This window comes from Roseburia sp. AF02-12 (genome assembly GCF_003461765.1).
Lineage (GTDB): Bacteria > Bacillota > Clostridia > Lachnospirales > Lachnospiraceae > Roseburia_C > Roseburia_C amylophila.
The window spans coordinates 21104-35706 of sequence record NZ_QTXS01000001.1 but is presented as its reverse complement, the minus strand read 5'-3'; the positions used below and the strand labels follow the sequence as shown (position 1 = coordinate 35706).

At 40.7% G+C, this 14603-nt stretch carries 11 protein-coding genes and 1 tRNA gene; 4 read left to right on the top strand and 8 right to left on the bottom strand.

Going from position 1 to position 14603, the window contains the following annotated elements; genetic code table 11:
- The first annotated feature begins 450 nt into the window (after positions 1-450).
- Positions 451-2055: a phosphoenolpyruvate carboxykinase (ATP) gene (gene pckA / locus DV740_RS00150; protein WP_118087207.1), complete on the top strand. Its 1605-nt coding sequence runs from the start codon at positions 451-453 to the stop codon at positions 2053-2055.
- A gap of 73 nt (positions 2056-2128) precedes the next feature.
- On the opposite strand, the gene DV740_RS00145 is transcribed toward pckA, so the two are convergent.
- Together DV740_RS00145 and DV740_RS00140 are read right to left on the bottom strand one after the other, a co-directional pair.
- Entirely contained in the window at positions 2129-2884 is a 756-nt protein-coding gene (locus DV740_RS00145) for a tRNA threonylcarbamoyladenosine dehydratase (RefSeq protein WP_022242242.1), read from the bottom strand.
- A gap of 148 nt (positions 2885-3032) precedes the next feature.
- Positions 3033-5807, bottom strand: a complete 2775-nt coding sequence (locus DV740_RS00140) for a hypothetical protein (RefSeq protein ID WP_118087206.1) — start codon at positions 5805-5807, stop codon at positions 3033-3035.
- A 201-nt stretch (positions 5808-6008) separates the two neighbouring features.
- Here DV740_RS00140 and DV740_RS00135 point away from each other — a divergent pair, with 201 nt between their 5' ends.
- The 3 genes from DV740_RS00135 to DV740_RS00125 all read left to right on the top strand — a co-directional run bounded on the left by DV740_RS00135 (position 6009) and on the right by DV740_RS00125 (position 7857).
- Entirely contained in the window at positions 6009-6752 is a 744-nt protein-coding gene (locus tag DV740_RS00135) for a LytR/AlgR family response regulator transcription factor (protein ID WP_158561479.1), read from the top strand.
- Positions 6753-7239: 487 nt separating this feature from the next.
- Positions 7240-7428: a type II toxin-antitoxin system HicA family toxin gene (locus tag DV740_RS00130; protein WP_118087204.1), complete on the top strand. Its 189-nt coding sequence runs from the start codon at positions 7240-7242 to the stop codon at positions 7426-7428.
- Between the two features lie 27 nt (positions 7429-7455).
- Positions 7456-7857 carry a type II toxin-antitoxin system HicB family antitoxin gene (locus DV740_RS00125; protein ID WP_117840670.1) on the top strand — a complete coding sequence of 134 codons (402 nt, stop codon included), beginning with the start codon at positions 7456-7458 and terminating at the stop codon, positions 7855-7857.
- 494 nt (positions 7858-8351) lie between these two features.
- On the opposite strand, the gene DV740_RS00120 is transcribed toward DV740_RS00125, so the two are convergent.
- The 6 genes from DV740_RS00120 to rlmB form a co-directional block, all read right to left on the bottom strand.
- A tRNA-Thr gene (locus DV740_RS00120) sits at positions 8352-8424 on the bottom strand.
- A 67-nt stretch (positions 8425-8491) separates the two neighbouring features.
- Positions 8492-10633: a YhgE/Pip domain-containing protein gene (locus tag DV740_RS00115; RefSeq protein WP_118087203.1), complete on the bottom strand. Its 2142-nt coding sequence runs from the start codon at positions 10631-10633 to the stop codon at positions 8492-8494.
- Between the two features lie 14 nt (positions 10634-10647).
- The gene (locus DV740_RS00110; RefSeq protein ID WP_199534923.1) at positions 10648-11040 is read right to left on the bottom strand and encodes a hypothetical protein; all 393 of its coding nucleotides are present in this window, start codon (positions 11038-11040) and stop codon (positions 10648-10650) included.
- 19 nt (positions 11041-11059) lie between these two features.
- Complete coding sequence (locus DV740_RS00105) at positions 11060-13231, bottom strand: YhgE/Pip domain-containing protein (protein ID WP_118087202.1); 2172 nt, start codon at positions 13229-13231, stop codon at positions 11060-11062.
- A 4-nt stretch (positions 13232-13235) separates the two neighbouring features.
- Positions 13236-13832, bottom strand: coding sequence for an RNA polymerase sporulation sigma factor SigH (gene sigH, locus DV740_RS00100; protein ID WP_022242898.1), 597 nt, complete (start codon positions 13830-13832; stop codon positions 13236-13238).
- Positions 13833-13844: 12 nt separating this feature from the next.
- Positions 13845-14600, bottom strand: a complete 756-nt coding sequence (rlmB, locus tag DV740_RS00095; protein WP_416390276.1) for a 23S rRNA (guanosine(2251)-2'-O)-methyltransferase RlmB — start codon at positions 14598-14600, stop codon at positions 13845-13847.
- Between the last annotated feature and the right edge of the window lie 3 nt (positions 14601-14603).

Sequence of the window (14603 nt, the reverse complement as noted above, 5' to 3'; positions counted from 1 at the left end):
AACTCGCATCGTATTTTCCTGCTAAATATAAAGAATCAAGCTCAGACATTTGCCCGGCATCCATTTGTTTGCTGCGATACCCGCTAAGGGATACACACGAAAGAACGGTAATGCAGATGCATTCCGATATATTCTGTTCCAATAGAGATAGCCAAGTCCAACTCTTACTTTGTATTATAGCTTGTCTGTGGTGCTGCCGCAACGGACTTCTGTAGAATTATATGGCAGCATTTTTAAGCAGGAGGCTAATTCTTTAGGGGGAAAATCTTTCAACTTTCTTCACTTTATAAAAATTTCGCAGTTTTTTTATTGATTTTATGACTTATTTATGTATAATAATTATGATGACGTAACTAGGATTTATAGTTTCTCAGTCAAGATATCATAAAAACCTGCTTTTTGCGGGCGATTATCATATTACTATATTTAAAGGAAAGAGGTAAAAACAAAATGGCAGAAATCAATTTAAGCAAGTATGGCATTACTGGAACAACAGAAATTGTCTACAACCCATCCTACGAAACATTATTCGCAGAAGAGACCAAGCCAGAACTGGAAGGCTATGAAAAAGGTCAGGAAAGTGAACTTGGCGCAGTCAATGTTATGACTGGTATCTATACAGGTCGTTCCCCTAAAGACAAATTCATCGTTATGGACGAGAACTCCAAAGACACTGTATGGTGGACATCTGATGAATACAAGAACGACAACCATCCAGCATCTGAGGAAGCATGGAGTGCTGTAAAAGACATCGCTATCAAAGAACTTTCTAACAAAAAACTTTATGTAGTAGATGCTTTCTGTGGTGCTAACAAAGATACCCGTATGGCTATCCGTTTCATCGTAGAAGTAGCTTGGCAGGCACATTTCGTAACAAATATGTTCATCCAGCCTACTGAAGAAGAATTAAAGAACTTTGAGCCGGACTTCATCGTTTACAATGCTTCTAAAGCAAAAGTTGAAAACTACAAAGAATTAGGATTAAACTCTGAGACAGCAGTAATGTTCAACATTACAAGCCGTGAGCAGGTTATCGTTAATACATGGTACGGCGGAGAAATGAAAAAAGGTATGTTCTCTATGATGAACTACTATCTGCCATTAAAGGGCATCGCTTCCATGCACTGCTCTGCTAACACAGATATGAACGGTGAAAACACCGCTATCTTCTTCGGACTTTCCGGAACAGGTAAGACAACCCTTTCAACCGATCCTAAGCGTCTCTTAATCGGTGATGACGAGCATGGTTGGGATGACAACGGCGTATTCAACTTCGAGGGTGGATGCTACGCTAAGGTTATCGACCTTGACAAAGATTCCGAACCTGATATCTACAATGCGATCAGACGTGACGCTCTTCTTGAGAACGTAACATTAGATGCTGACGGAAAAATCGATTTTTCTGATAGGAGCGTAACAGAAAACACCCGTGTATCTTACCCAATCAACCACATTAAGAACATTGTCCGCCCGATCTCTTCTGCTCCAGCAGCTAAGAATGTCATCTTCCTTTCCGCAGATGCATTCGGAGTACTGCCTCCAGTATCTATCTTAACTCCAGAGCAGACTCAGTACTACTTCCTGTCTGGATTTACAGCAAAACTTGCTGGTACAGAGCGTGGAATCACAGAGCCTACACCTACTTTCTCAGCATGTTTCGGACAGGCTTTCTTAGAGCTGCATCCTACAAAATACGCTGCAGAGCTTGTTAAGAAAATGGAAAAGAGCGGAGCTAAGGCTTACCTCGTAAATACAGGATGGAACGGAACCGGAAAACGTATCTCCATCAAAGATACCCGTGGTATCATCGATGCTATCTTAAGCGGAGCTATCTTAACCGCTCCTACAAAACAGATTCCATTCTTCAACTTTGAAGTTCCTACAGAGCTTCCAGGCGTTGATTCAGGCATCTTAGATCCTCGTGATACTTACGCAGATGCTTCTGAATGGGAGACAAAAGCATTAGATCTTGCTGACAGATTCATCAAGAACTTTGCTAAATACGAAGGAAATGAAGCTGGTAAAGCTCTTGTTTCTGCAGGTCCTCAGAAATAATTTTCCTGATAAGGAAATCAATAGAAACGGAAAACCGGATGTGATTCCACATCCGGTTTTCTTTATCTGTTTCCTATTTTGCTGCCAGATCCTTTACTACTTCACCTGCGATAATCAGTCCAGCGACAGATGGCACAAATGCCACACTGCCCGGAATATCACGCCGCTCCGTACATTTATGGGCTGCTCCCGGCGGACAGATACAGTTGGTTCTACAGCTGATTGCCATATCTTCAACTGGTCTGGTTGGCTGCTCTTCGGAATAAACCACCTTAAGCTTCTTTACGCCACGTTTCTTTAACTCACGGCGCATTACTTTTGCCAGCGGGCATACCTTTGTCTTATAAATATCTGCCACACGGAACTGACTGGCATCTAACTTATTTCCGGCTCCCATACTGCTGATAATCGGCACATTCATCTCCTGTGCCTTCATAACCAGTGAAATCTTCGCTGTTACCGTATCTACTGCATCTACGATATAATCATACTCTTCAAAAGGAAATTCATCCGCATTTTCCGGCAGGAAAAAGCATTTATGCACTTCTACCCTGGCATCCGGATTAATCTCTAAAATACGGTCTTTCATGACGTCTGTTTTATATTTTCCAACGGTCTTTCTGGTTGCAATAATCTGACGGTTGAGATTCGTCAGGCATACCTTGTCATCATCAATCAGATCAAAAGCTCCAACTCCGCTTCTTACCAGTGCTTCGCAGACATATCCACCTACTCCGCCAATTCCAAATACTGCAACCTTTGCATTCTTTAATTTTTCCATTGCTTCTTTTCCAAGCAATAGTTCGGTTCTTGAAAACTGTGTCAGCATCTTCTATCTCCTCTTCTTTGACTACGCTACATTTTACCGCGTCCTTATGTTCTTTGCAACAGAAAAATGCTGCACTCCCATTTCTGAAAGTACAGCATTTTTATTTTTCATTTCATGACTTTTCTATTTCCGATATATCCCTTTTCACTTATTTCATACGGCGTCCTGCATTTAATCTGCCATATGCTCCCGCAGCTACTCCTGCCGCAGCAATCAGTACAAGAAGATATAGGAATATCTGATTGTCGTCTCCGGTTTTAACCTGTGTGCTGCTATCAGACGTTGTTGCTGCCGGTGTCTGTACCGAAGATGCGCCTGGCAATGTTGTAACAACATTACTTCCGGCGGTTAATGTCGTTCCATTATTATTTTCATTTGGCGTGCTTCCACCTGGTGTATTTTCCAGATTATTTCCGCCGCCCGGGTTTGACGGGTTTAAGCTGTCGGAAGAAGGAAGTCCTTTTTCTACTACAATCTGTGTTGCAGAAGACGCATAATAATTGCGTGTTTCCTGATAACGTACCAGATAAGTTCCGTCGGTAAGTCCGTTCAATTCATTTTCTGTAATTGCGGTATAGGTAGTTCCATCAATACTGTATTCCATCTCCGCATTCACACCACGAATCTTTCCATCATTTTTGCCATCAATGGTTTCTGCTACTGCGGTAAGTCCTGTTGGTGCTCCACGATGTGCTTTGGTAATGCTGAAGTATTTTGTTACACTGCCTAAAAAGCGGGAACCACTGATAATTGCTGCAGCTGTATCACCCACTTCAATATTGTCAATATAAGTAACCGTAAAATCCCTTCCTTCAGTTAATGTCATTCCATCATACGTTACGGTTACAGCCGGCTCTTTTCCTGTGCCATCATAGACAAAGGCAGCCGGGCTTAAAGTAATGTCCGCTTCTGCCAGCTTCTTATTACGAAGTACCAGATTTTTGGCACGATTTCCGGATTCATCCAGTACTGTAATATCAGTATCAACAAAAACTGAATATCCGAAAGGAATTAATTTGTCCAATGCCTGTTCCATTGCTGGTACATTTTTATAGTTTGCCAGACCACTTATCATGTTTTCTACTGTAATTACAGAATCGTCATCCGGTGCTATTGTAATCATTTCTACAAAGAATGAGCAAGGGGATGCCTGTGAACCTACATGAAGTCTACTGCTCTTTAATTCCAGACCACCATTTGCAGTCCAACTTATCTCATGGATATCCGCTTCCACATTTTCTAATGTACATTTATCAGAAAGACTAGTATTTGCATCATTGAGCATTCTCAGGTTAAGCTTTCCATTGGAAACGCTTAAGTGATTCATGATATTAAATGCATCTAATGTTAAACTCTTCCCATTTAAATCAAGATTTACAGCCTTATATACAGAGGATAAATCAATTGTTTCACTGCTGTTCTTATAATCAACTAATAATTTTACAGTATTGTCTGCATTGGCATTATGGAATGCATCGGACAGGCTGTTATAATTTGTTACATTTCCGCTGGCATCTACAATAGCAGCCACCGGCTCCTGGTCATCACAAACAACACATTTTCCATTGATACGCTTTGGATGCGTACATCCGCTGGCAGTATATACGGTTCCATCTACGATGGCTCCTTTCTTTGTGCCGTCTACAAGCTGGATTACACCTGTTGCAGGAATCCCTTTCACCATGGAAGTTAATGCTGTTCCTTCCGTATTTCTCTTTAACGTAACCGTTCCACCTGCATTCAGGTCGACTGCATTCAAAGTCGAAATTACATATGTGCTGCCTTCCTGTTCTATTGTAATATCCCCATCAGTACACTCAATACTTCCACCTGCTCCACCCCAGGTAAGTGATGAATTTGTTGTTCCATTCTGTTTCAGTGTTACATCATTCTTTGCCTTTATATCAAGTTCTGCCTGAAACATCGGTACAGTTGCATTAGTTGAAATGCTTACTGCTCCTGCCAATGCCCGAATCGTCAGCTTACCATCTTGCATGACAGAGTTTGCAGTCTGTTCTATTGTAACATCCCCATTGGTTGAAGTTAAGCTCACCTGTGGATTACTCTTGCTTGTTATTCCCTTCGCTGATTTTAAAGAAATATCTCCTGCAGCTTCAATCGTAAGATTACTGTCAGTCAACACCCCTGTGCTGGTATTTTCCAGTTCCACCTTTCCACCGGTATTTTTCAGGGTAACATTTTCTGCATGGAAAATTGGATAATAATCAGATGCAGAACTTAATGCAAGGTCTCCTTCTGTCTGTGTCAGGTTCAGTGTGGATACTCCACTGTCAATCATACCACATGGTGCGGTTATCGTAACTTTCTTTCCACTTAAATCAACCACTCCACTGCTCAAAGCAATTGGCTCTGAAGACGTTGATGCAGTTTCCAGTGTAATATCACCGGTTGTATCTATCTCAAATCTGCTGCCACCGTTTATTACATTACTATTACTTGTCACCTTAAAATTTCCGGTAAAATCCTTTGTGACAACGGCAGCACCGGTTCCGGCTAACAGAAATGCAGGAGAAGTTCCTTCTACAGTAAAATTTCCTGCTCCGGAAATTGTTAAGTTTCCGCCTGTTACTGTCACCGGATTCGGTCCGGAAGTAGCAATCTCCATATCATTATATACAGTCATGGTTGCCGTATCTTTATCAAAATAAATATAACCACCACTTTCCGGTTCTTCCCCTACTTTATCGACGCCACGAATCGTTGCAGATGGTCCCGGTGTAGAAGGAGGATCCACCGCCTTCACATACCAGCCCGTCTCTAATGTTGTAATTCCTATTTGAACGGATGCCGGCGTATCCTCTGCCTTTACCAGTAGTCCGGCAGCATCTCCCATAAATAAGCCTGTCATCATAGTCAATGCCATCAAAAATGCCAGACATCGTTTTTTTCGGTTTCTTCCCATATTTCCTCTCCTTTTTTATTCTATTTCTTTTGTTCACACAGTTTCTATTTTAAGAAAACGCTTAAAATTTTGCAACCAATTCTTCCAAATTGTGATTTTATCTTCCTGATTGTCGATAAAAAATGATTTTTATTTTCTTTCAATATGTTATACTTGTTTCGTATCCGGTGTTTTTTACTTTTTATATACAGGAGAATAATTATGCTGATTTACTTATGCGAAGATTCTGAAAGCGATGCCTTACGGCTGAAACATCATCTGAATACATATGCCACGAAACATCATTGTAATATGGAGATTCTACTTTTTTCTTCGGGCGAAGAGATGATTCAGTATTATAAGGAAGAAAAGCGTTATCCGGCTCTGCTGTTTTTAGATATCTATATGAATAACCAGGACGGTGTGGAAACAGCACGTATCCTTCGCTCACTGGGCTATGAGGGTGGCATTATTTTCACCACTTCTTCTACGGAACATGCCATGGCAAGCTATGAGGTAAATGCTCTTTACTATCTGCAAAAGCCTTACTCACACACAGATTTTCTCAATGCCATGAGCCGCTGCGATACGCTTTTAGAGGAATCCAATGAAGTATTTACCTTTTCTGTCCGTAGGAAGGAATATTCTCTTCCTTACTCAGATATTCTCTTTTTTGAAACCGGGCAGCACAATGTCCTGCTGCACGCTATATCAGAGACTTTTACAATTCCCGGAAACCTGACACAGCTTACCGAAGACTTTGCCTCTGTTGCCTGTTTTCTTCCGGTTGGCCGCAGCTATCTGGTAAACTTAAATCATGTCACCGGAATTCTGCAGCACGACCTTATTATGGAAGACCACTCCATTGTGCAGATTCCTTTTCGTAAACGTGACGAGGTAAGCAAGGCCGTTAATAGCTGGTTTGCAAAGCTTGAGAAAGAGCCAACTCATCCCGGCTTATCCTAGGGCCAGATATTTCCCATGTTTCCAATGTACTCCTATTGTGAAAATGTTACAGACTTGTTACAATTCATTTGTACTTAGCTAAGACATGATTTCAAAGAAAATAAGGAGGACGAAACTATGTGTTTTAATTTCAATAGCTGTTCCGAGTTATTTAACACAATCTGCAAATTATTCAGACTCGGATGTTAATATGTTTTATGCGATTTGCATAACCTAAAAAAAGCTGCCCATCGGCAGCTTTTTTCTGGGTAAAGATATTGTCTTTTTGATTGACAGTTTCTTTCTTATATGTTAGTTTTCTACTAGAACCATTATTGGTTCTTTTTCTTTACATATTATGTGCATATCATTTTAAGTAGTTCTTTTAATCTTCTTATTTCAGATTATTCCATGCATTTTTATTATCTTTTTTGTTTTAGTTTATTCCACCCTTGACACACGTATTAACACGTATTAACATAATATTGATCAAAGGAGAATTGCGTATATGCCAATGACTTCCAGAGAAATGGTAAACTACCTTAAGAAACATGGTTTTATCATAACCAACCAGAGCGGTTCTCACATAAAATTATTTCATCCTATCACGAATAGAACCGTCATTGTTCCTTATCATAACAAAGACTTGAAGAAAGGATTAGAACAGGCAATTTTAAAAGAAGCCGGTCTACGATAATCCAATTTCTATCGAAAGGAGGTTCTTATGAACAAATTATTTTATCCTTCCATTTTTCATATTGCAGAAGAAGGTGGATTTTGGGTTACTTTTCCAGATTTACCGGAATGTATGACCCAGGGAGATGATATGCAAAATGCTTATGAAATGGCTGTTGATGCCTTAGGTCTTGCCCTGATAAGCCGTAAGCAGGAACATCAGGAGATTCCGGTTCCTTCCCAGCCAAAAGATATTAACGTTTCAAAAAATGAATACTGCATTATCATCGAATTCGATATGCTTGCTTATCAAAAACGCAATAACTCAAAAGCAGTAAAAAAGACCCTTACCATTCCGGAATGGTTAAATGAAGAGGCTATCTCACTCAATATTAATTTTTCGCAGGTACTGCAGGACGCCCTTATCCAAAAAATTAGAGCTAAGCTGTAAATACATCGCATAAAGCAATTTTATAATCTCTATATTCTATTTTTGAGAATTTTGTGATATACTACTTGTAAAAAGCAGTTTTACTACCGTCGTAAAGCCTCTGGGGGTTTGGTAGTGAACCTGCTTTTTTAACATTTTTTCAAAAATATTGCTAATAAAGCATGTTGTTTTATCTAACATATGATATAATACTTTTTAGAAGATACAGTATCAAGGTGCGTTTCGGACGTAAGAGGAAGGATGTTATCATCATTACTCGTTTGAGAAGTATCTTCTTTTTTATATTTATTTATTCTCTACTATAACAACCAGCAAATCTTTGCCTCTTCTACTCTTAACTCCCATTTTTACTCGATATTTATTTTGTCTCATTTGCACCTACTTGTACCTATTACCTACAGAACCTGCCACTGGCAGCTTCTTACGGATGCCTGCAACAAAAAAGGCTGTAACCCATGATTTATGATCAAGGATTACAGCCTTTTTTCTAGTTAAGCTGGCAACGGGAATCGGACCCGTGACCTCCGCACTACCAATGCGACGCTCTACCGACTGAGCCATGCCAGCAATTCTGTCGGAACTAATCCCGACTTGTAATACTATACTATAGAGAGCTATGATTGTCAATACTTTTCTACAGCATAATGTCAGATTTTTCTTTGCTATGCTCAATCTTCATATTTAACTTCCGGAACGGAATTGCAATTACAAGTCCAATCAGAAGTGAGATTATAATATAGATGCCTAAGATGCCAATGCATTTCCAATAAGTCATTCCATACATACCACCGATAGTCTCCCGGAGTGCATCCATTCCATAAGGGAATGGGAAGAAACGGTAAATCCGCTGATAGATTGCCGGCAGTACTTCGATTGGGAAGGAACCGCCTGCTCCTGCTACCTGGATAACCATAATGACTACCGCCAAAGCCTCTCCGACATTTTCAAAGGCTACCGTTAATGCGTACATAAATAAGGTAAATACAAAGCTGCAGCATGCGCAGGCAAGCCAGAATAAGAACGGGTTATGGCATTGTATCTTAATATAAAACAAATCTCCCAGTGCAGTAATCAATGCCTGCACCTGTCCAATCAGGAAGAATGTAATATATCTTCCAAAGAATTTCTGGTAAGGTTTTGCATCCGGTATTTTCTCATCCGGAAGTACCTTTACATGAATGATTGCCACCAGAATCAACGCACCTACCCACAATGCCAGTACCGTATAGAACGGTGACATTGCCGAACCATAATTGGAAATCGGATAAATCTCTTTCGTCTCCATATTGACCGGAGAAGATAAGAAATCTCCTAACAAAGTCGGGTCGGTCTCTAAAATTTTCATCAAAGCCTGATACTGGTCACTGATTTCCAGAGCACTGAGACTTGTAATCACACTGTCAAGTCCGGTCTTCATTTCCTGTGCTGCTGCCAATGAATCACTTAAGCTTTCATTTCCCTTATCGAGGGTTTCACTATAAGCATCCAACACTTCCGATACTTCATCAAAATCTCCATCGACACCATTTAAAATTGCCTGTGTCTGATTCAGCGACCCCTGCATGGACTGAATGGTTGTCTCCAGCTGACCTTTTACCGAATAGTCAAACGTATCTTTTAAAGCTTTTATTTCGGTCTTACAGGAAGTTATTTCGGTAGATATTTCAGTGTTTAAAGTATCCTTTGCAGTATTTAAATCTGTGACATTATTCTGGACACTGTTTAAATCTGCTTCAATTTTATCTAACTGTGCTTCGATTTCTGCAATCTGACCGGAAACACTTTCATCATCCTTCCAGTCTGCCACACTGTTTTCAAATAACTGACGGATCAGCGGCATCATATTAATTGCGCTCTGCAGTCCGCCGGAAGATAAATCACCATAGTTATCCAACTGATCTAAGGCATTCTGTATCAGCGTATTGATGTTGTCAAGGCTGTCGGCTGCTGTATTAAGATTTGCTGAAATAACCTCAGCCAAAGCACTGGCATTAAGGCTGCCGGAATTCAATGCTCCCTGCATGGTATTTACCGTATTCGAACCATCATCTACCATCGTATTCAGATTCGGCAGCATAACCTGTGTCGTATCAATCAGGCTGGATGCCGAATTGGTAATGCTGACAAAAGAATTCAGCAATGCAATATAGCCGTCCAAATCTCCGCTTAAATCATTAAGCTGTGTCAGGAAAAGATTCATCATAGAGCCGGAATCCATTCCATTTTCTACCATGACATCATTTACCTTTAACATGACTTCTGCCAGAGTGCTGACAAAGGTTGCATTAACCTGTTCCTGCACTGCCGTTTTTGCCTTGGATGTAATCTTTGGTGCAATGGCATTTTTCTTCTCATTTTCATAATAAATAATCTGCGGATTCTGTACTTCTCCGTTAAGGAAGCTTATCATTTTCTCGGAGAAATCCTCCGGAATAATCAGTGCCGCATAATATTCACTGCTGTATACACCGTCGGTTGCTTCATCCATGGTATCAGTAAACTGCCAGCCCATAGTCTGATTGGCTTTCAGGGCATCAATGACGCTGTCTCCGATATTTAAAGACAGACCTCCCATATCAATTCCCTCATCTGCGGAATATACTGCTATCTTAAGATTTGATGTAGATTCCGGTCCATACGGGTCCCAGTTGGACAATATATTAAACCATGCGTACAGTGATGGAATAATGGAAAGGCCTATTACAATAACTACTGCTACCACATTGGTGCTGACTCTCTTAAAATCCCGGTAAAAGATTCTAAAAATATTTTTCATGTGCTATCCCTCTGCTACTCCTTTGTGTTATCTGTTAAAATTTCCTGCTCTGCCGTCTGAAGTACGGTACGAATCCGTTCCTCTACCTGGGCAATTCCATCGCCAATCAGTGCATCTCTCTCCTGCTGCTCCCGGTTAGAAATCTCATTTAATTTTTCCTGTAATTTATAGTCCGAATATTCTACGAAAATTAAATATCCTGCCAGAATAAACAGCGATACAATCCACAGAATCAAAAATACAATTTTTGAGCTTTCTGTCCAGAATAACAATGCCAGGAAAATCAGTGGAATAATGATAAGGCACCGCAATCCGATGCGGATACGTTTCTGGTTCTTCTTATGAATCTCCTGCTCATAGCCTAAAAGCATGTCATAAAGCTTTTCATAATCTTCTTTCTTTTCCATCTGCTCTTCACCTGCTCTCTTACATCATCTTCGTATCTTTCATTCGCTTTTCTACGAAATGATTGATACCCATAAATGGTATGCGAATCATCAGTCCGATTAACAATGCCGCTGCTGCGAAAATCAGAAGCTCTGCCAGATTCTTCTCATAGGTTCCGCCATACATGCCGCCAATGGTTTCACGCATGGCATTAATGGCATATGGGAATGGAAAGAAAATATATACCCGCCGGTAAAATTCCGGCAATATCTCAATCGGATATGTTCCACCGGAACCTGCAATCTGAATAACGACCATTACAACCACCAGTGCTTTTCCGATATCGCCAAAGGAAAGTGTCAGCGCATAGATTAATAAGGTAAAGGTAAAGCTCGTCAGCGACGCCGCAAACCAGAACAATACCGGATTCTTCACCTGACAATGCAGCAGATAAATATTACCCAGCACAATAATCAGTGCCTGTATCTGTCCCATCACAAAGAAAATGAGATATCTTCCAAAAAAAAGCTGATAACGCTTCGGATTCGTCAAATCCTTTTCGGATGCCTTTACCTTAATCAGTGCCACCAGTACAATACCGCCTACCCAGAGTGCCAGTGTTGTATAAAATGGTGCAACCGCAGAACCATAATTTTTAATCTCATAAACCTGCTTTGTCTCCACTTTTACCGGCTGTGCAAAGAATTTACCATAGGATTCCGGATCGCCGCCCAAAAGTTCCATGATAATCTGCATCTGTTCATCTTCCGATGCTTCATTCAGCTTGCTGATTGCCTCTTCTATCTTTGTATCACAGGTCTTCAGCAATGTCTGAATCTGTGTAAAGCTTTCATCTGTAGCATCTACCATATCTAAGGTTCCATCGAAAATGGTTTCCATGTCACCTAATGTATTATTCAGATTATTCAAAAGATTGGTTACATTGACCAGTATCTGGGATGCCGTATCCAATATTCCGGATACTCCAGGCACCAGATTATTGGTGTATACATTCTTCATATTTTCAATGGTCTTGCTGCAGGTAGACAATGCTGTATTCATTCCGCCTGTCACAGTATCTACCGCATCTTTTACTGCATCTGATGCATTGTCCGGCATCAGTGTCTCTAAAAGCTTCTGCATTTCTTCTGCATCCTGCTTCAACGCATCAATCTGTGACATCACATCATCCATATCCGTTTTCTGCTCGTCCGTAAAGCTCTCATCTGTCTTGAGTCCACTGATTGCTCCATAAAGCGACTGCAACTGGTCATTTAAAGTCTTGATATCATTCGTTGTTGTCTCAATACTTTCAGTTGTCTTCTTGGCAGAATCTCCCAGTCCGGCATTGGTAATATCCGTTGAAATCTTATTCAAAGAATTCTCAATATCCGTTAAGGTTGTCTCCACATTCTTGGAAAAATCTGAAAGTGTAGTATCCGTACTGTCTAATTGTGTCTTTGTTCCATTCAGGGAATTTACAGCTGAATCAATTTTATCTTCCACCTTTGACACACTGGAATTGGCTTCATCAATCCCTGCGCTCAGTTCTTCATTTCCGGACAGGAAGCTGTCTATCATGGCATCATAGTCCTTTAAATTCTGGCTGAGCTGCTCTAATTTCTGGCGGAATCCATCCACACCGCCATCTTCACTTATTTTCTCAGAAAGATTATCCATCTGGGCAAACATGGCACTTGCCGCTGTCTCAAGAAATGTCTCATTGATACTGGACTTTAATGTGCTCACTGCAGTATCGGTAATTTTCGTTGCAATGGCATTTTTCTTCTCATTCTCATAATATGTAATGGTCGGATTCTCCAGTCCTTCAGAAAAGATGCTGAACATGCTCTCGGAAAAGCGGTCACCAATAACTACTGCCGCATAATATTTTCCACTTTCTACTCCACTGATTGCTTCATCAGAGCTGTCTACAAACTGCCAGCCTATGGACTTATTCTCCTTCAACTGCTCAATCACCTGAACACCCATGTTGACGGTTGTGCCATCCTCTAATTTCATTCCTTCATCTTCAGATGCCACTGCAATATAGATATTTCCGGTGTTGGCATAAGGATCCTCGTTGGAATAAATATTAAACCATGCATACAAAGATGGAATAAAACACAATCCGATTGCAATGACCAGTGCGAAAAAATTCCTGCAAAGTCCTCTTACGTCCTTACGAAAAATGTGAATGATATTTTTCATGCTGTTACTTCCCTTTCAACTTCTTCTTTAAACGCTGCAACGCATTATCCACAGCCTTCGGCTCTTTTCCCATAGCTTCTGCAATCTGTTCATAGCGAAAGCCCTGCAGATAATACGACAACACTTCCTGTTCCATTTTGCTTAAAGTTTCATTTACTTTCCGCTTGAAATCTTCCCGGTCTTCCTGACTGATAAATAAATTCTCCGGATTCGCCTCATCTATAGTCTCTAACACATCCGCCAGATTCCTGCCTTCCGAATCCTCACTATCTGCATAAAGTGGTACATACGAATTGAGCGGTGCATGCTTTTTCCGATTGGAAGCCTCCACCGCTGTATACATCTGCCTTGCAATACAAAGGTCTGCGAAATGAAAAAAGCTGCTGTCTTTATCCGGCTGATAATCCCGGACAGCTTTAAACAGACCAATCATTCCCTCCTGAATCAAATCGTCCGTCTCACCACCAATAAGATAAAGTGCTTTTGCTTTTTTCTTAACCAGACTCTTGTATTTGTCCATCAGATAATCTGTAATTTCTTTTTCACCACTACGAAGTGCTGCAATTAATTCCTCATCACTCATGTTCTGATAAGATTGCATCTCTCTCTCCTGTTAACTTAATCTCTGTCTTACAATTTCATAAGCTAAAACACCTGTTGCTACCGATGCATTTAAGGAGTCAATATCTCCTTTCATTGGAATCGATGCCACAAAGTCACAGTTTTCTTTTACTAATTTGCTGACACCTTCTCCTTCATTTCCGATAACCAGTCCGATAGAACCTTTTAAATCCAGATCATACATGGTTGTGCCACCCATATCTGCACAGACAAACCACATGCCCTGCTCCTTTAATTCCCGGATGGTATTGGTAAGATTGGTTACCTTTGCTACCGGTGTATAATAAATGGCTCCTGCGGATGCCTTTGCTACGGTAGCGGTCAGTCCCACTGCACGGCGCTTTGGAATAATGACGCCATGGGCACCTGCCAGATTGGCAGTACGGATAATTGCACCCAAATTGTGCGGGTCTTCAATATTATCCAGCAAAATGACAAATGGTGCTTCATTTTTCTTTCTGGCATTTTCTAAAATATCTTCTACCGTTGCATAGGAAAATGCTGCTGCCATGGCAATGACACCCTGATGCTTCTTCGTCTCTGACAACTGCTCTAAACGCTCTTTTGCCACAAACTGTACCAGCGTATCATGCTTTTTCGCTTCTCTTAAAATGGTCTGAATGGGACCGTCTTTACAGCCATCTAATACAAACAGCTTGTCTATGGTTTTTCCGGAACGAAATGCTTCTAAAACTGCATTTCTTCCTTCTATCTTCGTGCTTTCCGCCTGTGTGTTTTCCATCTGCATTTC

What these genes read in the sequence shown, in the direction of transcription:
- sigH (WP_022242898.1), bottom strand. Translation starts at nt 13,832, where the DNA reads ATGCAATCTTATCAGAACATGAGTGATGAGGAATTAATTGCAGCACTT.
- DV740_RS00130 (WP_118087204.1), top strand. Translation starts at nt 7,240, where the DNA reads ATGCCAATGACTTCCAGAGAAATGGTAAACTACCTTAAGAAACATGGT.
- DV740_RS00135 (WP_158561479.1), top strand. Translation starts at nt 6,009, where the DNA reads ATGCTGATTTACTTATGCGAAGATTCTGAAAGCGATGCCTTACGGCTG.
- DV740_RS00125 (WP_117840670.1), top strand. Translation starts at nt 7,456, where the DNA reads ATGAACAAATTATTTTATCCTTCCATTTTTCATATTGCAGAAGAAGGT.
- rlmB (WP_416390276.1), bottom strand. Translation starts at nt 14,600, where the DNA reads ATGCAGATGGAAAACACACAGGCGGAAAGCACGAAGATAGAAGGAAGA.
- DV740_RS00145 (WP_022242242.1), bottom strand. Translation starts at nt 2,884, where the DNA reads ATGCTGACACAGTTTTCAAGAACCGAACTATTGCTTGGAAAAGAAGCA.
- pckA (WP_118087207.1), top strand. Translation starts at nt 451, where the DNA reads ATGGCAGAAATCAATTTAAGCAAGTATGGCATTACTGGAACAACAGAA.
- DV740_RS00110 (WP_199534923.1), bottom strand. Translation starts at nt 11,040, where the DNA reads ATGGAAAAGAAAGAAGATTATGAAAAGCTTTATGACATGCTTTTAGGC.
- DV740_RS00140 (WP_118087206.1), bottom strand. Translation starts at nt 5,807, where the DNA reads ATGGGAAGAAACCGAAAAAAACGATGTCTGGCATTTTTGATGGCATTG.
- DV740_RS00105 (WP_118087202.1), bottom strand. Translation starts at nt 13,231, where the DNA reads ATGAAAAATATCATTCACATTTTTCGTAAGGACGTAAGAGGACTTTGC.
- DV740_RS00115 (WP_118087203.1), bottom strand. Translation starts at nt 10,633, where the DNA reads ATGAAAAATATTTTTAGAATCTTTTACCGGGATTTTAAGAGAGTCAGC.